Source organism: Spirosoma radiotolerans (assembly GCF_000974425.1).
Lineage (GTDB): Bacteria > Bacteroidota > Bacteroidia > Cytophagales > Spirosomataceae > Spirosoma > Spirosoma radiotolerans.
On record NZ_CP010429.1, the window covers coordinates 1,163,594 to 1,188,997 of the forward strand.

18 protein-coding genes are annotated in these 25,404 nt (G+C 53.2%); 6 read left to right on the top strand and 12 right to left on the bottom strand.

Annotation, left to right across the window (positions count from 1 at the left end):
* Nucleotides 1-4: 4 nt before the first annotated feature.
* From SD10_RS04475 to SD10_RS04500, 6 genes are all read right to left on the bottom strand, one after another.
* Nucleotides 5-1,087 carry a lipase family protein gene (locus SD10_RS04475; protein WP_046375868.1) on the bottom strand — a complete coding sequence of 361 codons (1,083 nt, stop codon included), beginning with the start codon at nt 1,085-1,087 and terminating at the stop codon, nt 5-7.
* A gap of 164 nt (nt 1,088-1,251) precedes the next feature.
* Nucleotides 1,252-2,436 (bottom strand): glycoside hydrolase family 1 protein, encoded by a 1,185-nt coding sequence (locus SD10_RS04480; RefSeq protein ID WP_046375869.1) that lies wholly within the window; start codon nt 2,434-2,436, stop codon nt 1,252-1,254.
* A 148-nt stretch (nt 2,437-2,584) separates the two neighbouring features.
* Nucleotides 2,585-3,412 (bottom strand): 5'-methylthioadenosine/adenosylhomocysteine nucleosidase, encoded by an 828-nt coding sequence (locus tag SD10_RS04485; protein WP_046579048.1) that lies wholly within the window; start codon nt 3,410-3,412, stop codon nt 2,585-2,587.
* 192 nt (nt 3,413-3,604) lie between these two features.
* Nucleotides 3,605-4,849 (bottom strand): NCS2 family permease, encoded by a 1,245-nt coding sequence (locus SD10_RS04490; RefSeq protein ID WP_262507422.1) that lies wholly within the window; start codon nt 4,847-4,849, stop codon nt 3,605-3,607.
* Between the two features lie 142 nt (nt 4,850-4,991).
* Nucleotides 4,992-5,723, bottom strand: coding sequence for a glucosamine-6-phosphate deaminase (locus SD10_RS04495; RefSeq protein ID WP_046375871.1), 732 nt, complete (start codon nt 5,721-5,723; stop codon nt 4,992-4,994).
* Nucleotides 5,724-5,960: 237 nt separating this feature from the next.
* Nucleotides 5,961-7,361, bottom strand: coding sequence for an alkaline phosphatase D family protein (locus SD10_RS04500; protein ID WP_046375872.1), 1,401 nt, complete (start codon nt 7,359-7,361; stop codon nt 5,961-5,963).
* A gap of 42 nt (nt 7,362-7,403) precedes the next feature.
* Here SD10_RS04500 and lysA point away from each other — a divergent pair, with 42 nt between their 5' ends.
* Both lysA and SD10_RS04510 read left to right on the top strand, forming a co-directional pair.
* Complete coding sequence (gene lysA, locus SD10_RS04505; protein WP_046375873.1) at nt 7,404-8,675, top strand: diaminopimelate decarboxylase; 1,272 nt, start codon at nt 7,404-7,406, stop codon at nt 8,673-8,675.
* 137 nt (nt 8,676-8,812) lie between these two features.
* Nucleotides 8,813-9,526 (top strand): YebC/PmpR family DNA-binding transcriptional regulator, encoded by a 714-nt coding sequence (locus SD10_RS04510; protein ID WP_046375874.1) that lies wholly within the window; start codon nt 8,813-8,815, stop codon nt 9,524-9,526.
* A 31-nt stretch (nt 9,527-9,557) separates the two neighbouring features.
* Here SD10_RS04510 and SD10_RS04515 read toward each other — a convergent pair whose 3' ends face one another.
* From SD10_RS04515 to SD10_RS04530, 4 genes are all read right to left on the bottom strand, one after another.
* On the bottom strand, nt 9,558-12,449 hold the full coding sequence (locus tag SD10_RS04515) for a T9SS C-terminal target domain-containing protein (protein ID WP_046375875.1): 2,892 nt from the start codon (nt 12,447-12,449) through the stop codon (nt 9,558-9,560).
* Nucleotides 12,450-12,596: 147 nt separating this feature from the next.
* Nucleotides 12,597-15,500 (bottom strand): T9SS C-terminal target domain-containing protein, encoded by a 2,904-nt coding sequence (locus tag SD10_RS04520; RefSeq protein WP_046375876.1) that lies wholly within the window; start codon nt 15,498-15,500, stop codon nt 12,597-12,599.
* A 75-nt stretch (nt 15,501-15,575) separates the two neighbouring features.
* The gene (locus SD10_RS04525) at nt 15,576-16,556 is read right to left on the bottom strand and encodes a glycosyltransferase (RefSeq protein WP_046375877.1); all 981 of its coding nucleotides are present in this window, start codon (nt 16,554-16,556) and stop codon (nt 15,576-15,578) included.
* Nucleotides 16,557-16,744: 188 nt separating this feature from the next.
* Complete coding sequence (locus SD10_RS04530) at nt 16,745-18,250, bottom strand: circularly permuted type 2 ATP-grasp protein (protein ID WP_046375878.1); 1,506 nt, start codon at nt 18,248-18,250, stop codon at nt 16,745-16,747.
* Between the two features lie 430 nt (nt 18,251-18,680).
* Here SD10_RS04530 and SD10_RS04535 point away from each other — a divergent pair, with 430 nt between their 5' ends.
* Together SD10_RS04535 and SD10_RS29030 are read left to right on the top strand one after the other, a co-directional pair.
* On the top strand, nt 18,681-19,373 hold the full coding sequence (locus SD10_RS04535) for a PepSY-like domain-containing protein (protein ID WP_046375879.1): 693 nt from the start codon (nt 18,681-18,683) through the stop codon (nt 19,371-19,373).
* A gap of 327 nt (nt 19,374-19,700) precedes the next feature.
* A complete protein-coding gene (locus SD10_RS29030) occupies nt 19,701-20,312 on the top strand; it encodes an outer membrane beta-barrel protein (protein WP_158500540.1) in 612 nt (203 codons plus the stop codon).
* A gap of 72 nt (nt 20,313-20,384) precedes the next feature.
* On the opposite strand, the gene SD10_RS04545 is transcribed toward SD10_RS29030, so the two are convergent.
* On the bottom strand, nt 20,385-21,371 hold the full coding sequence (locus tag SD10_RS04545) for an aldo/keto reductase (protein ID WP_046375881.1): 987 nt from the start codon (nt 21,369-21,371) through the stop codon (nt 20,385-20,387).
* A 31-nt stretch (nt 21,372-21,402) separates the two neighbouring features.
* Complete coding sequence (locus SD10_RS04550) at nt 21,403-22,470, bottom strand: Ldh family oxidoreductase (RefSeq protein ID WP_046375882.1); 1,068 nt, start codon at nt 22,468-22,470, stop codon at nt 21,403-21,405.
* Between the two features lie 109 nt (nt 22,471-22,579).
* Between SD10_RS04550 and SD10_RS04555 the strand changes: the two genes are divergently transcribed.
* Nucleotides 22,580-23,161, top strand: a complete 582-nt coding sequence (locus SD10_RS04555; RefSeq protein WP_227699144.1) for a hypothetical protein — start codon at nt 22,580-22,582, stop codon at nt 23,159-23,161.
* A 130-nt stretch (nt 23,162-23,291) separates the two neighbouring features.
* Nucleotides 23,292-25,292, top strand: a complete 2,001-nt coding sequence (locus SD10_RS04560; RefSeq protein ID WP_046375884.1) for an alpha-amylase family protein — start codon at nt 23,292-23,294, stop codon at nt 25,290-25,292.
* Nucleotides 25,293-25,404 lie beyond the last annotated feature (112 nt).

Below are 25,404 nucleotides of genomic sequence, written 5' to 3' on the forward strand. Positions count from 1 at the left end.
GGTGTTAAGGCAATTTTTCGGCCAGGTATAAATAAGGTGGGTGAAAATGATGGGTAAAAATCTTCTCCTCACTATCCGGGTACTTTTTAAAGTACTCATTATCTGCTTTCAAAACGATTGTTGTCCCGGTTCGTACATAGTCATTGCTGTTGTAGTAGCTGGGGGCCACGTAGCCGCTGAGGTTCTTCTTGACCGTTTTGGAAGCCAGCCGTCCCAGGTATTTCTGGTAGTTTCGCTGCGCTTTCAGTGCCGGTTTACTCAAGCTATTGTAAATGTACTTGAGCACAATACGTTGGGGTAATTTCTGTTTTTTGATCAGAGCCGGTGCCCCCTTGAACGGGTTTGTGGTGTTGACGTCGTTGATCGTTTGAATGGAAAAAGGGACTTCGGGTACCCAATCTGCTGAGTTAACGACGTTATAGCCCCAGCCATTTTGTGTAGCCGCTTCGTACTCGTAGGCGAAGTATAAATTGCCCGGTTTTGGCCCTGCGCTGCAATAGGTCTTGAACTGAATATCGGCCGGAAGCCGGGACTGCTTCTGTAAACTTTTCAGGTGGGCGGTCAGCAAATAAGCAATAGCACCCCCCTGACTATGCCCCATGATGAGCATGTTTTTGATACCTGCCCGGTAACAGGAGTCGATCTTGGGCAACATGTCTTTCACCAAAAAAGCCGTGCCGACCAGCCAGCCCACGTGAATGGCAGCTTTAGGGTCGTCTGCCAGCTGATAACTGAATTTCTCGGAATCGCTGATCTGAATTTCGCCCTTTGCCGGCACCATGGCTGCATAAAAATTGCTGAGCCAGCTAACGCTATTGGCGGTCGTTCCCCGAATACTGATGACGGCTACGGACTGATTATCGGCCCATAAATCCCAACGATTGTCTAGCCCCATGACGGGCGACCGATAGGCAAGTCTAAATTGTTGCGGAGCCGGAAACGAACTGACGTAGGTAGAATCGCCAAACTGGGCCGACACTTTGAGTAGTTCAATGTACTCGGCCTTGTCGAAGCCCGGTTTGAGTTTTTGGCCGAGAACGGCGCACGGAAGTACGAGCAGAGCGACAAAAGTAGATAGGTATTTCATCGGTAGGGAATGGTTTTGGATACGTATGCTGCCAGGTTGATGAATGACGCTCTAATTGATCAGCCGCAGGACGTTTACCCTACTCATGATGGCCGGTACACGTTAAGGAGGATCATTCTTTAGTAGTCGAAAGTTGCCTCCTTAACGAGTTGTACGGCAAAAGGTTAACTTGTTAGCAGGCTGGTTTCCTGGACAATTGCCTGCGCTTGCACTAAAGCTCGGGCGTAAGGCTCCACCAGTACCCGACCGACCGGATTCGTTGACAGATCGGCATCCCATAAGCCGGAATGATGCCAATAGTCGGTGTGGTCCCAATCGGGGCGGTCGATGATCGGGTATAAGCATACACCCAGAAGTGGTACATCGGCTTGTAAAACGGCCAGACATTCACGAGCAATCATTTTGACCCAAATGGGCCGGTCGATTCCCGAATGACTGGTCTCGGTGAGGGCGATGGGCCGCCCATAACGTCGGTAGGCTTTTACCAGCAAGTGACGTAGGGGCACCCAACGTGGATCTGGAATGAGATCATTCCAGCCCAGAAACGTACCTGTTCCATCAATCCACTGGTTATTGTAATAGTAGTTGAAACCCAGCAGGTCGACGTATTCGGGAGATCCGCCTAATTCAGGCGCTAGTTTACCCGCCAGCATATCCACCGACTGAAACTGGTTTTCATCGGCAATCGCTGCGTTAATGATCTGTTCCTCAGTTGCATTGAGCGGGGGCACCATTTGCACCAGCGGTTCGGTAGTTAGTATGCGAATGGTGGGGTCGAGTTCACGCATGGCCGCGATTCCCTCAATGTAGGCACGCATCAAACCAATTTTTACTTCCCAGCCTTGTTTGGTGCAATAGGGTGAGGTACCGCAGGCATCGCCCCCCAGCCACGACATGAAGCTTACCTCATTGATGGGCGTCACAATCAGTGTTTCGTACGGGTAGTGTTCGCGGTAAAACGTAACGAACGCCCGGCATAAAGCCGCAAAGCGTCGGGCAAACATCGGGTGTAGGGGCGTCAGGTCGTCGGGATAGCCGAAGTGGCATAAATCCCAAACCTGCTGAATACCCTGTCGATGTCCTTCGGCCATCATGGCGCTGACAACGCTCCAATCGTATTGATACGGTCTTTTCTCAACATGGCTCCATTGAATACCTTCCCGAACGGTTCGAATATTGAACGTCTGGATTTGCTGGTAATCTTCACGGATCAGTTGTACATGTCCCGACTGGCGTAATAAATCGACTCGGTTTCCGAAGCAGTTTAGCTGGTCGCTGCATTCGTAACCAGCCCACCAAAAGGACTGGAAAGGATTTGTGAATGGCGAGGTTGTTGAGTTGAGTAGCAAGGAGAAAGTGGTTGGTATACCCAAATATCAGGAAAAGGAAGACAGCCGTCAACAACTGGTCCCTTTTCTGAGGCAAAGGTTTAATTTAGCTAAGTATCATGAACTGGCCAGGCTGTTTCATGGAGATCCGGTAGAACGTTAAACGTCGTCACTTACCCAGCGCCTGAACAATAGCAATCACGAGTTTGGCCGAGTTGCGGGCAGCCGTCGGGTAAAATTTATCATAAGCAATGTGCGCTTCGGCATCGGCCCGGTCGCTTAGGCTGCGAATAATCAGATGCGGGACCTGAATCTGATAACAAACCTGTGCCACAGCAGCGCCTTCCATCTCAGTAGCATCAGCGCCAAAATCAGCCCGCAAACTGCTCACTTTGGTCGGCGAGGCCACAAAAACATCACCCGTAACCACCGTGCCCGTCATCACCTTTACCGGCCGGTTCGACACGCCCCCCGACGCCAGCGGGATGCCTTCCAGCGACACACCTTTTACGACCGTTTCGGCTACTTTTAGCAGCGCGGAGTCGGCCGGGAAGTAGACTGGGTTAAATTGTTTGGTCAGCGCGTTTCGGGTTTGCCGGGTCGGTGTATTTTTATCGGTAATCGAGCCGTAATCATGATGCGCTGTTCGTCCGGCAATGACGATGTCGCCAGGTTGAAGATCGGGGTTTGTGCCACCGGCAATACCCGTAAATAAAACCCGTTGCGGCCGAAAATGGTCAAGTAACAGAGCTGTTGTCATGGCAGCGTTCACTTTGCCTATTCCTGTCTCCGCTACGACAACCCGTTGATTACCAATTCGTCCGGTCGTGAATGTGATCCCATCGACAATAACTGTTTTGGGTTTCTTCAAAGATTGGTTGACCAAGGCTACTTCGGCTCCGAACGCCCCTAATAAACCCGTTACAGGGCGGGGTTTGTAGTGCTGACCCAGGGACACATTGGCGAGAAGAAGGAAAATCAGGGTTACTTTTTTCATCTGGTTGTATTTAAAAAATATGAATTCCTGCAAATAGCGTTGGCCGTACCATGCCTGTGCTGTCGGTTTCTTAAAACCCACATAGTGAGGTTTCTCAAAACCTCGTTCAGGCTATTTAGTAAGGTTTTAAGAAACCTTGCATGTCAGTTTTAAGAAACTGACACCACTGTAACTGACATCACCTTAAGAAGATCAGTGCCCGCTGGCTAAAGCCAATACGCAAAAAATATCGACAATCCACAAGCCCAGGGGCACCTCGCGGCTTTTGCCAATGGATACCTTGATAACGGTCCATAATAAAAATCCCCAGATCAATCCCTGGGTGATCGAGTAGCTGAACGGAATCAGGACAAGCGCCAGAAAAGCGGGTAGTGCATCATCTAATTGGTCCCACTCAATGCGCGTAATGGGCTTCATCATAAAAGCTCCCACCAGCACCAGCGCCGGAGCTGTCGCAATAGACGGAATAATGGAAAGCAAAGGCGACAGGAATAGAAAGGGTAGAAAACAAAAGCCTGCTACGATGGCCGTAAGCCCGGTACGCCCACCCTGAGCAATGCCCACCGCCGACTCAATGTAGGCCGTTCCGGGACTGGTGCCCACTAGGCCCGCCAGCGTAGTTGCCACGGCATCGGTTAGGAGCGATCGGTTCAGGTTTCGCGGCTGGCCATCCGCATCCTGCAGGCCGCCAGCTTCGGCAACACCTACGAACGTAGACAGGCTATCGAACAGATCGGTAAAGGCAAAGGCGAAAATAACGGGCCAGAGCGACCACGAAAGTGAACCGACCAGATCTAGTTTCCCAATCATCGAAAAATCAGGCATGGACCAGATGCCCTGGAAATTGACCAGCGTTTTTTGCCCGAAATTAACGGCCGAGGCATCGCCCCAAAAACGCCCAATGGGCCAGGCTGCGAGTGTTGTCAGGATAATGCCGATAATAATGCCCCCCGGTATGTCGCGTACCACCAGCACGCTCATGAGCAAAAGACCAAAAACAAAGGTCAGTACGATAGGGTCGTTGAATGATGCAATGCTCACTAAGGTAGCCGGATTGGCCACAATAAATCGGGCGTTTTCGAAACCAATAAGGGTGATAAACAACCCAATACCCGCCGAAACGGCATAGCGTAAGGGTTGTGGAATGGCCCGCACAATGGCCGACCGAATATTGAATATTGACAGCAATAGAAACAACATGCCCGCCCAGAACACGGCTCCCAGGGCCACTTCGGGCCGGATGCCCATGCCCTTCACGGCGGTAAACGTAAAGAAGGCATTCATGCCCATGCCCGGCGCGACAACAATCGGATTTCGGGCATAAAGCCCCATCATCAGACTGCAGAAAAACGAGAGCAGCACCGTTGCTGTCAATACACCACTAAATGGCAAACCTGCCTGGCTCAGAATGGCCGGGTTGACAACAATGATGTACATTGTTGCCAGAAACGTGGAAATACCAGCAAGAACTTCAGTTCGACGGGAAGAAGTAGTAAACGCAGTAGACAAGAGGAATAGGGTTTGGGTTGGGCGGTTGTAAGGGTCAAGCGGTACAAACTACAAACTACCCGCCACAAACTCAAACGCCTGCTAACAAACTTCCGGCCGCTTCATCGACCCAAATCTGTGCATTCGGATGCGTTTGCATGATGCTGGCTGGAATTTGCTCCGAAACGGGTCCTTGCAGAGCGTCGCGTAAAATGCCCGCTTTTTTCGCCCCGCTAACCAGCAGAATGACTTGGTGGGCTTCGGTCAGGTGGCGCAAACCGAGCGTAATGCCCTGAGTGAGTGTGGTTTCTTTCTCAAAATATTTCTGCCCAACGGTTTTGGTACTTTCGGCTAATTCCGAGATGTGGCACCCTAATGTAAAGGATGTACCCGGCTCGTTTAGGGCAATGTGTCCGTTCATACCCATGCCAACAAGCAGTACGTCAAGTCCTCCTTTTGCCTGAATCAGCGCATCGATTCGGGTACATTCGGCCGTGAGATCGGCGGCTTTAGCGTCGAAAACATGAATCTGATCGGGGCGAAGCGCCAACGGGACGAATAAATCCCGAAATACATAGTACGAACAACTTCCGAAGTCGTCAGGCCCGAAGCCAACCCATTCGTCGAGCCCAACGAAGGTACACTGGCTAACGTCTACGCGGCCCGCTTTGACCAGTTCAACAAACCGGTGATAGGTTTCAATCGGTGTATCGCCCGATGCCAGACAGAGCGTTGCGTCAGGTTTCTGATTAATGATGGCGGCAAGATGCTCCGCCGTATACTGCGATAGGGTGGCGTGGTCGGGAAATTTCTGAATGGTCACGTTTTTTTATGTTTGTGGTTTAGGGTATTCGGTTTACGGTTCGTGGTTCAGGGTTTGTAGTATTGAGGTTTGTGGTATACGGTTTGATGTTTACGGTTGTGCATCCGTGACCCGTATCGTTTTCCGTGTCCCGTGTCCTCACGGGCCACTTTTCTGACATGAAACGGTTTCTGACGTGAAGGTGACCCGTGAGGACACGGGCCACGGATGCATAACCACAAACCGAATACCGAACACTTATTTCAACTCGCTCGCCCGCACATCGCGGCTCCAGCGCTCAGTGCCTTTCTGATCGTAAACTTTGATGTTGAGCACCCGATCGGCCAAGGGGCCGCTGACACTCAGAAGGCCAAAATTACGGTCTGTGACCAAGGTGCCATCGACGTAAGTCGGCAACTTTAACTCGTCGGCCAGCGGTTTTGCCGGGCTAGACGTCAGGGGCGATATGGTTAGATCGTACAACGGATACGTTCCGGCTCGATCCAGCTTGTGTAAGATCGAGTGGTGGCGGTCGCCAGTGATGAACAGGACGCCGGGAATTTTGGCGTCCGAAATGGCTTTGAACAGCCGGTCGCGTTCAGTGCCGTAAATGGCGTAATTCTCAAATGACTTGGTTGGATTAACAATCTGCCCACCCGTTACGATAAACTTGAACGTTGCTTTGCTGAATGTTAGAGCGTCCAATAACCATTGAAGTTGTTTATCGGCAAAATAGGTCTTGTCGGGACCGTCGGGCATTTTGTCGGGCGCCCGAAACGTGCGGTCATCGAGCATAAAAAACTGGCAGTCGTTCCAGGTGAACGTACCGGCACAGCTTTCGGGGAATATAAAATTCGGATTTGCCCAGAATAACTTGAACGCGTCGAGGGTCACTTCTTTCAACCAGTAAGAGCGATCGGAGTCGTCGGGCCCATAATCGTGATCGTCCCAGATGGCGTAATTGTGCGTAGCGGCCAGCAGCGGCTGCATCTCCGGCAACGAGCGCGTATGGGTATACCGACGCAACACCCCGCTACGGCTGTTCCAGTCTGCCTCCCGCGTGTAGGTATTGTCGCCCGTCCAGAGCATAAAATCGGGCTTCTGGGCCGCCAGCGCCGTAAAAATCTCATAACCTCCGCCGTAGGGCGTTCCGGGCCGGTCGAACCTAGCTTCGTTGACGTAAGTGCAGCTTCCGACGCCGAAGTGAAACGTCGGAGGGTCGGTCCGCCACTGCCACAGGTTTTGGGTTTGGAACTGAGTCGGGTAGGGCAGGCTCACCTTCTGGCCCTCGATCAACAGTTCGTACGTGTACTTTTTTCCGGGTTCCACCTGATCGGCGAGCAGGTGGGCTGTAAAAGCCGTTTGCCGGTTGGTGTATACTTCGTTGGTCACATAACTGGTCGGCGGGTTGCCGTCAGCCGAGCTTTTGTCTTCATGGTAACGGATCTGGACATGAGCCGGCTGACTGGTTTGCACCCAGAGTTTTACCTCGCGCATGTCCGAATAGCCAACCATCGGCCCCGACTGAAGCACCTTCGTCTGCACTGCATTTTTTTTGCCATTTCGGGCAACGGGAGCCTGTCGCTTCGCCGTCGACTGGCCATATAACACGGCCTGACCAGATAATAGAAGGACTAAGAGTAACTGAATTTTGTACATGGGGGAAAGATGGCGTAATTTTGCGGTTCGTTCAATGAAGTCATGCAACTAAATAACCGTACTTACCAGATTCAGGATGTCAATGTATTGGATATAGCCGATGAATTCGGTTTGCCTTTATACGTCTACGACGCTGACAAAATTATCGAAAAAATCGGCTTGCTCCGGTCATCCTTTAGCGGAGTCAACCTAAAGATAAAGTATGCGGCCAAGGCACTGACCAATATATCAATTTTGAAGTTGATGCGTCAGCAGGGCGTTGAAATGGATTCGGTATCGGTCAACGAAGCCCGCATGGGTATGCTGGCTGGTTTTGCACCGGGCCAGATCATGTTTACCCCCAGTGGCGTGTCGTTTGAGGAGATCCGCGAAGCGGTTGATTTGGGCTTACAGCTCAATGTAGACAGCCTGCCGCTGCTGGAATGGGTGGGTCAAACGTATGGAAGTCAGGTCGCGGTTAGTATCCGGATCAACCCGCACATTAGCGAGGGCGGCAATATCAAGATTTCGACGGGTCATGCCGATTCCAAATTTGGTGTTTCAATTCTGCAGCGGGACGCCATTCGTGAACTGACTGAAAAGTACCAGATTCCGGTTTCTGGGCTGCACATTCATACCGGCTCGGATTTCAAGAACGCCGATGCCTTTCTGCGTGGAGCGGATATCCTGTTCGACCTCGCTGCCGATTACCCAAATCTGACATTCATCGACTTTGGCAGTGGCTTTAAAGTAGCTTACAAAGAAGGCGATCACGTAACTGACGTGGCCGAGCTGGGCCGTAAAGTATCAGCGGCTTTTCAGAATTTCTGTCAGCAATACGGGCGCGATATCGAGCTTTGGTTTGAGCCGGGTAAGTTTCTGGTCAGCGAAAGCGGGCATCTGCTGGTTAAAACCAATATCGTTAAGGAGAATCCGACACGCACGTTTGTAGCTGTTGATTCTGGCTTGAATCACCTGATTCGCCCCATGATGTACGATGCGTATCACGACATCAAAAACATCTCGAATCCATCGGTGGCGGACGAAACGCCAGTTGAGAAAACCTACAACGTCGTCGGGTATATTTGCGAGACGGACACCTTTGCTACTGATCGCTCATTGCCTGAAGTAAAACCCGGCGATGTGCTGTCGTTCGAGAATGCGGGCGCGTATGGCTTCAGTATGGCATCGAATTACAACGCCCGGTTTCGCCCTGCCGAAGTGCTTGTGTATGAGGGACGTCCATACCTGATCCGTCAACGCGAAACGTTCGATGACTTGTTACGGGGCCAGGTCGATATACCCGCATTAAATTTGGAAGTAATAGAGCAGTAAAATAGGTTTACGGTGTGTAGTTTACAGCGGACCGGCTGCATCCGTGGCTCGTGCTCTCACGGGCCACTTTTGCGTCAGCCAACCGTAAACCACAAACTGTATACCAAAACCCGAAACGCACAAACCAAAAACGAATAATGGGACGCGCATTTGAATACCGGAAAGCCCGAAAAATGAAACGATGGGGGCAGATGGCCAAGACCTTCACCCGTATCGGTAAAGACATTGTGATGGCCGTTAAGGGCGGTGGTCCAGATCCTGACACCAACGGTCGGCTACGGGCTATTATCCAGAATGCCAAGGCGGCTAACATGCCGAAAGAAAACGTAGACCGGGCCATTAAAAAGGCATCGTCCAAGGAGCAGGAGGATTACAAAGAAATCGTGTACGAAGCCTATGCTCCTCATGGCATTGCGCTCGTAATTGAAACGGCTACGGATAACCATAACCGCACTGTAGCCAACGTTCGTAGTTACCTGAACAAACTGGGGGGTAGCCTGGGCACGCAGGGCATGCTCGACTTTATGTTCGACCGGAAGTCGGTATTCCGGATTCCCGCCGAAGGCATCGACCAGGAAGAGCTTGAACTTGAACTGATCGACGTAGGCGGTGATGAAGTAGAATTCGATGAAGAAGCCAATCAGTACATCATTTATGGTGAATTTACGGCATTTGGCAGTGTCCAGAAATTTTTGGAAGAGAAAGGGTACGAAATTAAACAGGCTGAGTTTGAGCGTATCCCGAATGACTATAAAGAGTTGACGGACGAGGAAGCCGCCGATGTAGAGAAGCTCATTGAGCGAATCGAAGAGGACGACGATGTTCAGATGGTTTATCACAACATGAAATAGAAAAAGGCCGGTTGAACCGGCCTTTTTCTATTTAGCGTAAACTGGTTTCTTCCCGAATGATCTGGACCCAGCTTTTGAGGATCAGGGGCGGGGCGTTGCGGTCCAGCAAGGCAAACCGAACCGTGGCCTGGTAGTAGTACAAACCCGTGGGCAAAGCCGACCCGTCGCTGCCCCGCCCATCCCAGCTCAGCGTTGCCCCCGTGCTCTCATAGACCTTGGCCCCCCACCGGGTGTAGACCACAAAGCTCACCTGCTCGACAAACCGAGGACACTTCAACGGTGTAAACACATCGTTCTTGCCATCCCCGTTGGGGGTGAACACGTTGGGCAGCACAAACGAGGGGCAGGCCTCGTTGCAGACCTTGTTGGAAGGCGCACTCTCCAGCCCCCGCTGGCTCACCGCCGTCACATAGTAACAGCCCGCCACCGTGCTCAGGTTGCTGTGCTCGAAGCGGGTGGCAGGCACGGCCACGCTGCTCAGGGCGGCCAGCGTGTCCTGCCGGTAGCGACCGTAGTAGATCTTGTAGGCCGCCACGTTGGCATCACAGCTGGGCCCCCCGCCCGGCGTCCAGCTGAGCTGGTTGGTGAAGCTGGTCTGGTCGCAGAGGCTCTCATTGGTCAGCCTGGCACAGGCCAGGCTGTCGAGCGAGAGGCTGGGCGGGCAGGGCCGGGTGGTGTCGGTGGGGCTGGCACAGAGGATCTGGCTGTAGTTGGTCAGGATGCCCAGGCGGGTCAGCTGAGCATCGGTGTACTGCCCACGGGTCATCACCCGGTAGCAGTAGCTCGAATCGGCCGAGAGCACCCGGCTGGTGTTGCCATCGGCCAGGAAGCTATCGGTGCCGTCATCGGTGAAGACGTAGGGCGTGCCCTGGACGGCCACCTCGCGGATCTTGTTGAAGGGGCCGTTGGGTCCTGATCGGCTGCGGTAGATGTCGTGGGTCTGCTTGTCGTTACTCCAGGGCACGTTGGCCTGCCAGGAGAGGGTGATCTGGCGGTTGGCGGGGCTGGCCGCCAGGCGCACCGAGGAGGCCGGCTCGGTCACATCGAGCCGGGTGAGCTGGCCCGTGGTGGGGTCGGTGTAGTAGAACTCCAGGCGGTAGCGGTAAGCGTTGGCCACCGTGTTGAGGGCCGAGGTGGAGCTTCCCCGGTCGATGTAGACGGTGTCAGCGGCTGAAGGCTGGAGGGAGGTGTTGATGGTGGCGATGGGGGTGTAAGTGGTGCCGTCCAGGCCGGTGGCCCGCTGGAGCCGGTACTGGTAGGGCCCGCCCAGGTCGCCGGGGTTGAGCCCGATGGGTCGTGTCCAGCGGACGGTGATCTGTCCGGTGGCGGTTTGGGTGGAGTCGACGGTGACCTGGGTGATGACGGGTGCCAGCAGGGGCAGGTTCAGACAGGCCTGCTCGGAGGCCCGGCTGGCTCCGCCGTTGGTGCCCCCGTTGACATCGGGGTAGAGGGCCACCAGTCGGTAGGAGTAGGTGACGCCCCGTCGCAGGGCGGAGGTGTCGGTGTAGGTGGTGGCGGAGGTGGGCACCTGAGCGATGAGGGTGTAGCCCGGTGGCACCCCGGTGGAGCACTTGTCCAGGACAAGGGGCTCACAGCCCTCTTTGCGGTAGATGGCCAGCTTGGTACCGGGCAGTCCGCAGGTGTAGGGGCTCCAGTTGAGCTGGATGGCTCTGCCGTTGGCGGTGGCGGTGGGCCGGGCGGTGAGGTTCTGGATGGGTGGACCGATGAGCCGGATGCGGAAGGTCTGGAAGGAGACCAGGGAGGGGGTGGGTTTGGGGGGCACATCGGTGACCTTGAAGGTGACGTCGTAGGGGGTTTCCCGGATCTGGTTGCAGTTGGTCTGCCAGGTGAAGGTGGCGGTGGCAGGTTGGTTTTGGGTGATGTCTCCGTTGATGAGTCGGGCGTAAGCGGGCTGGATGAGCTCGGCCGCTGGCAGGGGCTGCCGGTCGGCTCCGATGTTGAAGACCCCGCCGAAGCCGGAGATGATGACGCGTTGTCCATCGGGGTCGGTGGCGGTGACGGGTTGGTTGATGAGGGTGCCCGCTTCGACGCAGAGGTCGGGGATGGGCTGGATAAGGGGTCGTTTGTTGGGGCTGTCGACCACAATGATCTGCATGTCTCGGGTGATCTCGCCAATGAGCACGCCATTACGCCACTCCTCGATGATGAAAGCGAAGTTAAATTGGCCGAGTTCACCAGGGGCATCCCAGCAGAGTTCGCCGGTGATGGGGTTGATTGAGAAGGTAGGCGGTGCACCGCCGTCCTCGCGGGCGGTGCTAAAGCGAGTCGGATCCTGATAGGCGGGGATCGCTCGACCGACACATCCGTTATCCGTCAAACTAGTTGCAGGCACACTCAATCGGTAGGCGAGGCTGTCGCCATCGGCATCGAAGGCGGCCGGGTTGTGGCAAAACTTCTGGCCGACCCGTCCCGAGTCTAGGGGTGGGTTGAGCATCACCGGGGTGGAGTTGGTCAGCAGGGCTGCATTGATGTAAATCGTCGTCGATACAAAGAATCGAATTTGGTCAGAGCTGGCGGCTGGCGGAAGGTTCTTGGTATCAGCGTTTCGGTTAGGTACAGTAACCCCAATGGTGTAAGTACCAGGTCCGGGATAGGTATGAATAGCCGTATAGCTGTTAACCGATGACGTCCGGCCATTAATGTAAACACGGCTACTGCGCCGAACATCAGCCGTTGTGCCATCACCAAAGCAGAACGTGTAATTTTCTGCCTGATCGGCTGCCGGTTTACCTTTCACTTCATCAAAATAGGCCGTAAAGGTTACTTTGTATGTTAGGGAAGTTTGGGAAATACGTTTAGTCGTAATCTCGCCAGCCCGAACGTGGGTTGCCTGACTAATGCTGGGGTAGAGTACAGCACCCAAAAAAAGGCTCAAAAGCCCAGATAGATAAAGAAACCGCATAGAATTATCGCGTTTTTCTTAAAACGCTTCACCGGGTGAAAAGTGTATTAATATTAGGTTGTAAGATAAGGTAAAAAGAAAAAAGGAGAAAGAGAAATAGTTTGTGGCTATTTCTTTCTCCTTTTACGCCACTCATTAGCCTATTTTCTACCGCAACGTCATCTCCTCCCGAATGATCTGGACCCAGCTTTTGAGGATCAGGGGCGGGGCGTTGCGGTCCAGCAAGGCAAACCGAACCGTGGCCTGGTAGTAGTACAAACCCGTGGGCAAAGCCGACCCGTCGCTGCCCCGCCCATCCCAGCTCAGCGTTGCCCCCGTGCTCTCATAGACCTTGGCCCCCCACCGGGTGTAGACCACAAAGCTCACCTGCTCGACAAACCGAGGACACTTCAACGGTGTAAACACATCGTTCTTGCCATCCCCGTTGGGGGTGAACACGTTGGGCAGCACAAACGAGGGGCAGGCCTCGTTGCAGACCTTGTTGGAAGGCGCACTCTCCAGCCCCCGCTGGCTCACCGCCGTCACATAGTAACAGCCCGCCACCGTGCTCAGGTTGCTGTGCTCGAAGCGGGTGGCAGGCACGGCCACGCTGCTCAGGGCGGCCAGCGTGTCCTGCCGGTAGCGACCGTAGTAGATCTTGTAGGCCGCCACGTTGGCATCACAGCTGGGCCCCCCGCCCGGCGTCCAGCTGAGCTGGTTGGTGAAGCTGGTCTGGTCGCAGAGGCTCTCATTGGTCAGCCTGGCACAGGCCAGGCTGTCGAGCGAGAGGCTGGGCGGGCAGGGCCGGGTGGTGTCGGTGGGGCTGGCACAGAGGATCTGGCTGTAGTTGGTCAGGATGCCCAGGCGGGTCAGCTGAGCATCGGTGTACTGCCCACGGGTCATCACCCGGTAGCAGTAGCTCGAATCGGCCGAGAGCACCCGGCTGGTGTTGCCATCGGCCAGGAAGCTATCGGTGCCGTCATCGGTGAAGACGTAGGGGGCTGCCTGGACGGCCACCTCGCGGATCTTGTTGAAGGGGCCGTTGGGTCCTGTCCGGCTGCGGTAGATGTCGTGAGTCTGCTTGTCGTTACTCCAGGGCACGTTGGCCTGCCAGGAGAGGGTGATCTGGCGGTTGGCGGGGCTGGCCGCCAGGCGCACCGAGGAGGCCGGCTCGGTCACATCGAGCCGGGTGAGCTGGCCCGTGGTGGGGTCGGTGTAGTAGAACTCCAGGCGGTAGCGGTAAGCGTTGGCCACCGTGTTGAGGGCCGAGGTGGAGCTTCCCCGGTCGATGTAGACGGTGTCAGCGGCTGAAGGCTGGAGGGAGGTGTTGATGGTGGCGATGGGGGTGTAAGTGGTGCCGTCCAGGCCGGTGGCCCGCTGGAGCCGGTACTGGTAGGGCCCGCCCAGGTCGCCGGGGTTGAGCCCGATGGGTCGTGTCCAGCGGACGGTGATCTGTCCGGTGGCGGTTTGGGTGGAGTCGACGGTGACCTGGGTGATGACGGGTGCCAGCAGGGGCAGGTTCAGACAGGCCTGCTCGGAGGCCCGGCTGGCTCCGCCGTTGGTGCCCCCGTTGACATCGGGGTAGAGGGCCACCAGTCGGTAGGAGTAGGTGACGCCCCGTCGCAGGGCGGAGGTGTCGGTGTAGGTGGTGGCGGAGGTGGGCACCTGAGCGATGAGGGTGTAGCCCGGTGGCACCCCGGTGGAGCACTTGTCCAGGACAAGGGGCTCACAGCCCTCTTTGCGGTAGATGGCCAGCTTGGTACCGGGCAGTCCGCAGGTGTAGGGGCTCCAGTTGAGCTGGATGGCTCTGCCGTTGGCGGTGGCGGTGGGCCGGGCGGTGAGGTTCTGGATGGGTGGACCGATGAGCCGGATGCGGAAGGTCTGGAAGGAGACCAGGGAGGGGGTGGGTTTGGGGGGCACATCGGTGACCTTGAAGGTGACGTCGTAGGGGGTTTCCCGGATCTGGTTGCAGTTGGTCTGCCAGGTGAAGGTGGCGGTGGCAGGTTGGTTTTGGGTGATGTCTCCGTTGATGAGTCGGGCGTAAGCGGGCTGGATGAGCTCGGCCGCTGGCAGGGGCTGCCGGTCGGCTCCGATGTTGAAGACCCCGCCGAAGCCGGAGATGATGACGCGTTGTCCATCGGGGTCGGTGGCGGTGACGGGTTGGTTGATGAGGGTGCCCGCTTCGACGCAGAGGTCGGGGATGGGCTGGATAAGGGGTCGTTTGTTGGGGCTGTCGACCACAATGATCTGCATGTCTCGGGTGATCTCGCCAATGAGCACGCCATTACGCCACTCCTCGATGATGAAAGCGAAGTTAAATTGGCCGAGTTCACCAGGGGCATCCCAGCAGAGTTCGCCGGTGATGGGGTTGATTGAGAAGGTAGGCGGTGCACCGCCGTCCTCGCGGGCGGTGCTAAAGCGGGTAGGGTCCTGATAAACTGCGATTGCCCGTCCGACACAACTATTATCGGTAGGTGCCGTTTTGGGCACACTCAATCGGTAGGCGAGGCTGTCGCCATCGGCATCGAAGGCGGCCGGGTTGTGGCAAAACTTCTGGCCGACCCGTCCCGAGTCTAGGGGTGGGTTGAGCATCACCGGGGTGGAGTTGGTCAGCAGGGCTGCATTGATGTAAATCGTCGTGGAGACGAAAAAAGGAATGATTAATGACTGATCGGGTGGAGGCAGATTAATCGTTCCCTTATTGCGATTGACAACGGTAATGCCAATGGTGAAGGTGCCCGGCCCAGCATAGGTATGCGTAGTCTTATAAATGTTTATGGATGAGGTGTTGCCGTTGATGTACGTTATTTTGCTTCGCTTAACTACCTCGGTGGTCCCGTCGCCAAAGCACATGGTATACTCGTTAGCCAAATCGGCTGCCTGCTTTCCGCCATTTGGGCCGGTGGTATAGTCATAATAGGCGGTAAACGTAATCTCGTACGTCAGGGAGGTTGTGGAAATCCGTTTTGTCGTGATTTCCCCCGCCCGTACGTGGGTGGCCTGGCTGACGCCCGGCAATAGGATACAACTTAGGAAGAAAACCGGAAGGCCAAGACTGTAAATAAATCGCATACGATTAGTCCATTTGCATCTTAAACGTAAACAAATGGAAAAGCGTATTCTTTTTGCTGGTGACTAACGCCGTGATTAAACTTTGTAAAAACCCGGTCTGTTAAAGACGGTTTTCCAGAAGAATTGGAGGAAAACGCCTACCTGTTTGGCAAACGCCCGTTGGTTTTCCAGACCACCGAACAGGAGTTGCCGATCCCGAATGTTAACGGCTAGTTTCCAGACGAATACGACAGGAATCATCAGGATATAATGGAATATAAGCACCAGGTACGCGCTCATTCCATACTGCTTACGTACCCAGAGTAGTTGCGATACCTGCACCTGTGATTTAAAGCGGTTGATGTGCGTAACCACGTGTTGCTGGTTATCTTCACTACTGCCATATTCCAGATGAATGAACTGGACATCACGCAATAGTAGGAGACGTCCCTGTTTTCCCAGTCGATAACCCCACTCAACATCTTCACCGTACATGAAAAAACATTCGTCCATCATGCCTGCTTTGTCGATGACGGATTGGCGGGTCATCAAAAACGCGCCCGACAGCCATTCTACCTGATTTGGGTCAGCAAAATGGGGATCGGGCATCAACCGGTTCAGCAGTCGCTCGGCTGCTTCTCCGCCAGGCAGGATATAAAATGCCCGGCGCATCTGCCCAAACGTAGTGTACAGATTGGGGCGCAGTTGCCGATCCGCTTTTAGCTGTACCGCACTCACGGCCGCTACATCCGGCTGGTTTTGCAGTACCCTGACAGCGCTGGCCAGCGCATTGTCGACCAGGAGTGTGTCTGAATTGAGTAAAAGAAGTAAAGGCGCTTGAGCCTGACGAATGCCGAAATTATTGGCTCGGGCAAAGCCCGAATTATAGCCCATCTGAAACCACCGTATGGCTGGATAAACTGTCTGGATAATCGCCTGACTGTTATCTCCCGATTGGTTGTCGACGACCAGTATCTCAAACGTAATGCCTTCCGTATACGCATAAATCGACGCCAGACAATTCAATATGAGCTGGGGCGTCTTGTAATTAACAATGATAATGGACAGATCAGGCAAAGCAATTTTGTGGTAATGGAGGAGAAAGAGATGGGTTGTGGTTTACGGTTTTTGGTTGTGCATTTGGGGGATGTGTCGTTTTCGTGGTCCGTGTCCTCACGGACCACATTCGAATCAGTTTTCCGTGGCCCGTGAAGACACGGGCCACGGATGCACAACCGTAAACCTCAACCCGTATACCACAAACCTCAATACAACACCCAGGTATCTTTGCCTCCTCCGCCCTGCGAGGAATTAACAACGAGCGAACCTTTACGAAGGGCTACTCGGGTGAGGCCGCCCGGAATAACATTTACCCCATCCCCGTAGAGAATATATGGGCGCAGGTCTACGTGTCTACCTTCGGCATGGTCGCCCACAATGCAGGGAACTCTCGAAAGCGAAATAGTAGGCTGAGCAATGTAGTTGCGAGGATTTTCCCTGATTTTCTGACGGAACGAATCGTGCTCTTCCGGTGAGGCTTTTGGCCCGATAAGCATACCATATCCTCCAGCTTCGTTGGCTTCTTTAACGACCAATTGTTCGATGTTATCCATGACGTATTGGCAATCCTCTTCTTCCCGGCAGATGTATGTTCGCACGTTTGGAATGATGGGTTCTTCGCCCATGTAGTACTGAATAATACGGGGAACGTAGGCATAAATTACTTTGTCGTCGGCGACACCGGTACCAGGCGCATTGGCCAAGGCCACCCGTCCTTTTTTATAGACTTCAAAAATGCCGGGTACGCCAATCATTGAATCCGGATTAAACGCCTGTGGGTCCAGGAAGGTGTCATCGATCCGGCGGTAAATGACATCGACGATTTGGAATCCTTTGGTAGTGCGCATCTTCACATACCCACCGGATACGACCAGGTCGCGGGCTTCTACCAGCTCGACGCCCATTTGCTGGGCCAGATACGAATGTTCGAAATAAGCTGAGTTGTAAATACCTGGCGTTAGTACAACCACCGTTGGATTGGGTCGGTCGGCGATGTATTGAAGCATCTGGAGCAACCGGGTAGGATAATCGGACACCGGTCTAACTCCGGTCTGGGCCAGCACTTCCGGGAATGTCTGCTTGTTGAGTTCCCGGTTTTCCAGCATGTACGAAACGCCCGACGGACAGCGCAGGTTGTCTTCCAGAACCATCATGGTGCCATCGGCACCCCGGATAAGGTCGGTGCCGGTAATGTGGCACCAGATGCCTTTTGGCGGCCTGACACCCAGACAGGCAGGCAAAAAGGATTTGCTGGACTCGATCAGGTCGCGCGGTACAACGCCGTCATTCAAGATACGCTGCTCGTTATACACATCGTCCAGAAACATATTGATGGCCTTAATGCGCTGAATCAGGCCTGCTTCGAGTCGATCCCATTCGGCCGATTCGATGATGCGGGGAATGATATCGATGGGCATGATGCGTTCGGTTCCTTCGCCTTCCGAGTAGACATTGAAGGTGATGCCCATGCTCATCAGCGCCCGTTCGGCTGCATGCTGTCGCCCAATAAGATCCTCGCGGGTGAGTTGTTCAACGCGTTGCTGAAACGGAACGTATCCGTCTCTTACCTGCATTTGGCTGGCGAACATCTCATCAAAAAAATCTTCCGTATTATAATCGCTGAACGAAAAATTGCCATTGTCCTGACCCTGTGATTGAGTCATTCCATTGAGTGTCTGCGATTGTGATTGGTGGGCCTTTTGTTTTTTCATAGAACAATATATGGCGACAGAAATAATTTGCCAAACAGAATCATGTTTGGGCGCATAATGTACAAAGAAATCACTGTAAATATAAAGGATTGTAGTTGCTTATAAATTAACGGATAATAAGACAGAAGTATACGTATCAGCTGCAATCTATAAGATCGGCTATTCAGCAATGCCTTAGTTTATTTTTGTCGCGCTGACGTCAGCGCGACAAAAATGGCTATCGCGGATGCGCTACACTGTTTATACTTAAGCGCTTATAACGTTTCAGATTACTGCGATTTTATTCATGAATGGAGGCTGGCTTACTTTTTTTCTTCTGACTGCAACGGTAGATATACCTAGTACGTACAGTGAACATTGCCGGGAAACGGGTCTGCTTTGGGTTTAGTTTCCGTTTACATTTTTTTAACAAAACCAACCTAATACATTTATGAAAGCACTGCTTGTGTTTAGTTGCGTGGCTGCCCTGGTGGTAAGCCTGAATGCCTGTAACCGTAACTCCGTCGATCCATCCACTGCTGATGCTTCTGCCCGTTCGGGTGGCGTCGTGAGCACGTCGCTTACCGGACCGCACAACCTGACCGCCGTAGATGCCGCGACGCTACCTGCCGCCATTACGACGTACATCAGCACGAACTATGCTGGCGCAACCATTAAGGAAGCCCTGAAAGATGAAAAAGGAAATTATGTGGTGGCGATTACAGTCAACAGCACCATTAAATTATTGCTGTTCAAGGCTGATGGTACCTTCGTAAAAGTAGCCGAGGGTGGGCCTCGTCGTCCTCCCCGCGATTCTGCCAACCATGCCCCCGGCGATTCCGCACATCACCCCAAACACGCGCCCGGCGATTCTGTAAATCATCCAAGACCACCGAAGGCTGATTCCGCCCATCATCCTCACCCCGGCAAGGGTCCGGATGTGACACCTGTAGCCGCGTCTAGCCTGCCAGCCGCTATTACATCGTACATCAATACGAATTATGCCGGTGCTACGATCGATAAAGCTGTGCAGGAAAAAATATCCGGCGATTACCTCGTTGCGATTACCACAACGGACAAAAAGCGGGTTGCCCTGCTGTTTGGTTCAGACGGCACTTTCAAGAAAGCCGTGACGGGTCGCTAGCAGACAGACCTGGACTATTTTTTTTATGAAAAGACCCGACATTAGTTGGGTCTTTTTTTTGTTAAATAATAATGCGGAATATGGGATCTTGTTATTGATTACGAGTAGATTAAGTACCATAGAAACGGAAGGTTTATAGCAAAATGACCTGATGGACAAGCTGGACGTACCTACAGCATGCAGGTTGACTCAAAAGACGCTTTTGCCACAAACATTAAAGTGCTACGCGCCCAAAAACGTCTAGTTCGCGTTAAATAATACTAAAAATTTGTATTAGGGGAAGCGTATAGTTTACTATTGTATTCAATGATTAACATGTCAACACTTATGAAGACAATAGTATGTACACTAGCCTTTGTTTTGCTGGGATTCTCGGCCGTAATAGCCCAAACTGAGAAAGGGCGTTGGACCGTTGGTGCCCAAGTGGGAAATTTTCAATACAGCACCCATAATGGATACAATTCATTCTCCGGGAGTATATCCCCTTCGGCAGGTTACTTTGTGGCGAATAATTTAGTAGTGGGCACTGGCGTACCACTTAGCTTAAATACAAGTAAATATTACAACTCAAACGGAGAAGTCCATTATAGAAGCACGGGCATCGGTTTGGCTCCTTATGTGCGTTACTATGTTGGTAGCAACAAGTTAAAGCCTTATGTAGGTGTTTCTTACACCTACTCGTCAACAAGACAACGATCGGAAATGGGTTATCAGACGCTTAAATCCGGCGGATTTACATCGATTGTATCGCCAAGCATTGGGGTCGCTTATTTTATCAATCGTTCGGTAGCCCTGAGTGCTGGCCTGAATTATGTATGGGAACGATATAATAATGGTAACCAATTTTATGATGCTTCTGGAAATCCGATTGAGAATACCACGTCAACCTCAAAGTTCTTGTCATTAACTATTGGCTTTCAGATTTTCCTGGGAAAATAAACACTTGTACTCTAGGTTGCGAGCCACCAAGGCGGCCATATTAGCGATCGCCTTGGTGGCTCGCAACTTGAATTACCACAAATAATGAACTGGGTTCTTGATTCGTTCATCGTAAACTCGCTTCACTGCCGCCATTTGGTCGGCGGATGGCGCGGGCCGGTCAAGAGCCTGTAGATTGGAGGTCAGGTGGTCGGGTTTCGACGCGCCGGGAATAATGCAGCTTACCGCATCGAAGGTTAAAATCCAACGCAGGGCATCTGGGGCGAGGTTAGCATCGTCGGGGAAAACAGCTCTAAGTTCATCGACGGCGGCCAGGCCTGTTTCATAATCCACGCCAGAGAAGGTTTCCCCTTTATCGAAGGCTGCGCCCTGCCGATTAAAATTCCGGTGATCATTGGCTGAGAAGGTCGAATCGGCACTGAACTTGCCGGTTAGCAACCCACTCGCCAGCGGCACCCGTACAATGACGCCCACATCCCGCCGAAGGGCTTCGGTGAAGAACAAGTCAGCAGGGCGTTGCCGGAACATGTTAAAGATAATCTGCACCGTCGTCACGTTTGGAAACTCAATGGCTTTCAGGCCTTCCTCTACTTTCTCGACACTGACGCCAAGATGCTGGATTTTTCCCTCTTGCTTCAGCCGGTCGAATTCGGCGAAGATTTCGGGCCGGTAGAAAACGTCGGTTGGCGGGCAGTGCAATTGAATAAGGTCAAGGGTTTCCAGGCCCATATTGCGCAGGCTATCCTCCACAAAGGCACGCAGCACGTTGGGCTGATACGCTTCAGTAGTATGCGGTTGCAGCCGACGACCGCATTTGGTGGCTACGTAAATCCGTTCGGATCGTGACCGGACAAGTCGGCCAACGGCTTTTTCGCTTTCCCCATCACCATATACATCGGCGGTGTCAATAAAATTAATGCCCGCATCCACGGCCGCATTAAGAATCTGGTCGGCGTTATTGTGGCTGAATGGATCGCCCCATTTGCCGCCTACCTGCCAGGTGCCGAGGCTGATTTCGGAAATGGTAAAACCTGTTTTGCCGAGTTTTCGGTATTTCATCTAGTCGAGTTTGTATAAGGGTTGATTGTAATTACAACTTAATCCCAAAGCGTTCACCGAGTTCCTCCAGACTTTTGATGACGGGATCGACAACGGGAATGCCGTTTTGGAGTCGTTCCGCTTCCATCTCCCGTTCAGGGTCGCCAGGAATCAGTACCTGTTTTCCGTCAATGGCTTTGGCTTGCCGGAATCGTTGAATCCAGGTGTCCATGTGGGTTTTAAACTCGTTGGCGGGCCGAAACGCATCAATGCGCATGGCACCAAAAAAATGCCCTGTTCCTGCGCCAACGCCTTCATTAGCCTGCATAAAGCCTGCCGTCGCAAACGGAGGAACCCAGGGTCCGTAATTGGCACCCGACAACACGCCCGAAAAAATATCGACAATAGCGCCCAGCCCATAACCCTTGTGAGAACCATGTTCGCGGTCGGTGCCAAGCGGAAGCAGTGCTCCACCATTTCGGATCGCGTTGGCATCCGTTGTCGGCTGGCCGTCGGCATCCTGCGCCCAGCCCAGGGGAACATCCTGCCCCTTACGCTGTAAAATTTCGAGTTTGCCATACGCCACCGCTGTCGACGCGAAATCGGCCAGAAAGGTCGGTTCTGTGGCGGCTGGAATGGCTACCGCTATCGGGTTAGTACCCAGAAGCTTATCCAACGAAAAGGTAGGCGCTACCAGCGGGGCCGCATGCGTCATCGCCTGCCCGATCATGTCATGTTCAGCAGCCAGGAGCGCATGATAGCCGGCAATGCCAAAGTGGTTGGAGTTGCGCACGGCCACCCAGCCGGTCCCGGCTAGGCGGGCTTTCTCGATGGCTACCTGCATGGCCCAGGGACCTACCACCAGACCCAGGCCACGGTCGCCATCGACCACCGCCGTTGAAGGCGTTTCATGAACGACACGAATATGAGGTTGCGGATTAATTCGGCCATTATCGTAAAGCCGTATGTAGCCTGGCAAACGTGCAACGCCGTGTGAGTCGACACCCCGCAGGTCGGCACTAACGAGGACATCGGCCGCCAGTTGGGCATCCGTTTCGGAGCAGCCAATGGCCAGGAAAATTTGTTCGGTAAATAGTCGGAGTTGGTTCGCGGTAATCATGGTCGCAAATTAGCCAACAGCTGGGGAATGGGTTAAATTTTTCTAAAAAATGGGGCCACTACGTAAAATATACTGTTATTGACCATAGATTCATTCACGCACACAGCTTATGAAGTCAATATTCCGACGTCTGCTTATGGTGGCTTTTGTCCTGGTAGGCCAATACGCCATTGCTCAACCACAGGATACCCTCACCACCGAACAACTGTTGCAGCGCAAAGGCACGGCCTACACGGCTTTGCTAAGGCCATCCCGCTACCTGGCCCTCGACGTAAACCATTTGCTGGGCGGCTTTCAGCGATACCGGTTTTTTGTGGGCGATGAACTACATTTCAAAGCAGGGGGCGAAAAATACCGTGAAGAACTCTATGACGTAACGGATAGCACGTTCAGTGTGCTGATGGCTAATCAGGTCATGAACCGGGATGAACCCGTAACCTTCCGCTTTACTGATGTTCAGAAAGTTTATTTGCATCGTCGGATACCGTTTGTCACGGCAGCCGGCACGCTTTTTCCCATTGCCGGGGGTGTTTATCTGCTGGCAGATATCGTCAATAATCGCGGATTTTACAGCAACACACTACCCGTTGTGGGGACATTGGTGCTGAGCGGAGCCTTGTTCCATATCATTAGTAATCCCCACATCCGAATCAATAAAAACCACCAGCTAAAAGTATTGCGAACGTATTGACAAGCTGACCAAGAGGCACGTGTTGACGGTTCTTTGAACTTGCTACGAGGGGTACAACGGCTTACTCTGTGTTCTTTTGACACAAAAGAGGGCGTATTTGGTTTTATCAAAACCGTTTTACATTTGTCTCATGTCAACCTCCATCGAAACGCTTCAAGCCGATTGGTATCAGCAATACGCTGCGTATACAGAGGCCTATCAATCGGGTCGTTTGTCGTTTATAGCCAACCTGTTGCCGCAAACGGCTGTGCAGTTTTCGGTGTATCAAACGCTGGAAATTCTGCATAAACGACTTGGTCATGAAACGCTTCGCCGGGCGTTGGACCCGGCCGAAACGCTGGATAGTCCTGCCCAGATCTATTCGGATGGTTCATGGCTGAAACGCAGTAATATGGTTGGGGTGAATGTTCGTACCCTGGGCTCCTTCTGGAAAGTGATTACCTATGTACTGACCTTACCCGCCAGTCACGACAGTATCCATTTGCTGCCCATCTGGGAGCCGGGAGTCGTCGGGAGTTTGTATGGCATGGTGAGCTGGCAAATCAATCCAGAGTTTTTTGATGTCGAACTGGCTCGTTTTGTCCCCGGCCTCGACTCCGTCGAAAAACAACTGAAGGTAGTCACCAACCTGCTTCACGCCATGGGGCGAACTGTGGGCATGGACGTGATTCCGCATACCGATCGCTTTTCGGAGATGGTGCTGGCATCGCCATCGTTATTCGAGTGGGTGCAACGCGACGAAAAGGGCGGGAACCCGACTACGTTACTGGATCACTCGAGCCTGGTGTATCGCTACGTAGAGGAAGCGATCTGGCAATTTCTTAAGTTCCGTGGAGCTGCCGATGGAACTCCTTTAACCTTCACCAAAGACGCTTTCTTTGCAACGACTTCGACGGTTGGTGTACCCGGACTGACCGATGATCAGCGCCAGCGGATTCTATTCGGATTGCCGAATGATTATAACGGTCGGCTGACCAGACGGCTGGGCCTGATCCGTCACCTCACCGCGCAGGGGCTGGAGACGCTGCCCATGACCATGGCGCCCCCGTACCGTGGTTTACACATCGATGCGGACGACTTTACGACGGACGATTTTGGGCAAATCTGGTACCAGTATGCCTTCGATAAGCCTCAGCAAATGTCGCGGGTGTTCGGGCCGCTGGCGCGGTACCGTTTTTACGAATCGAAGGACAATAATGAGCATTGGGAACTTGACTTCGATCGGCCCAATCTGCCTGCCTGGAATTACATCTGCCGGAAGGTGAAAGACTGCCAGCAGAAATATAACTTCGACTTTATGCGGGGTGATATGGCCCATGTGCAGCTTCGTCCGTCGGGCGTTCCGGCCAATCCCGATGCGTTTTATGATCCCTTACAGGCCATAAAAAAATACGTACAGGCGAGTGGCGTTCCGTATTATGCATTTTTTGCCGAAACCTTTCTGGCTCCGCCCGACACAATGGGTTATGGCGACGAACTCGATCATCTGGAGGCCATCGAAGCTGATTCGACCCTGGGCGATTTGCAATCGCTTGTCGTGGGCTCGCCGGAATTCCGTCGGCAGTTTGCCACTTATGTCGATCACCTCAAAACGCGTCGGTTTGCGCCTAACTTTACCGTGATGACTGCCGATAAGGACGACCCAAGGTTCGATGCGTTTTATCGCACCGGTAATCTGTTTCGTTATTTCACGGCACTGTTTTTAACAGACATGCCCAGCTACGTCGGGCTGGGTTTCGAAGTGCGGAATCGGCACGAAAAACGGGGACTCAACGAAGAGTACACAAAACTCTATGTTTTTCAGATTGAAGACGACCGCCAGCCCGACAAGGTAACGCATGGCCCGTTTATCTGGGGACAAAATGCGGAACAATTTGCAGCTATCGGCCGAATGCGGGTTTTTGCGGAAAGTATCTGGTCTGCTATTGCCGGTAAAGAAACCCGCTGGCTGGTTGGCCCGACGGATGGCAAGAGCTACATAGTCTGGACACACACCGAACCAACCGGGTATACCTTTGTGGCCAGTATGACTGGCGATTTACCAAAAACCGGCTTGGGACTTGTGCCTGGCGAAGTGGTTTTTGAGGAAGCAGGCTGTCAGGTTTATCAATTGCCGAAGCTACGTGATTAGTTTATACTCCGTGGGCCGTGAGGACACGGTCCAAGGAAAAACCTTCTTCTTACCCCGGAGAGTTATCTCAACAAAAAGTTGATGAATGGCGGATGCTTTATTAAGCCAAATG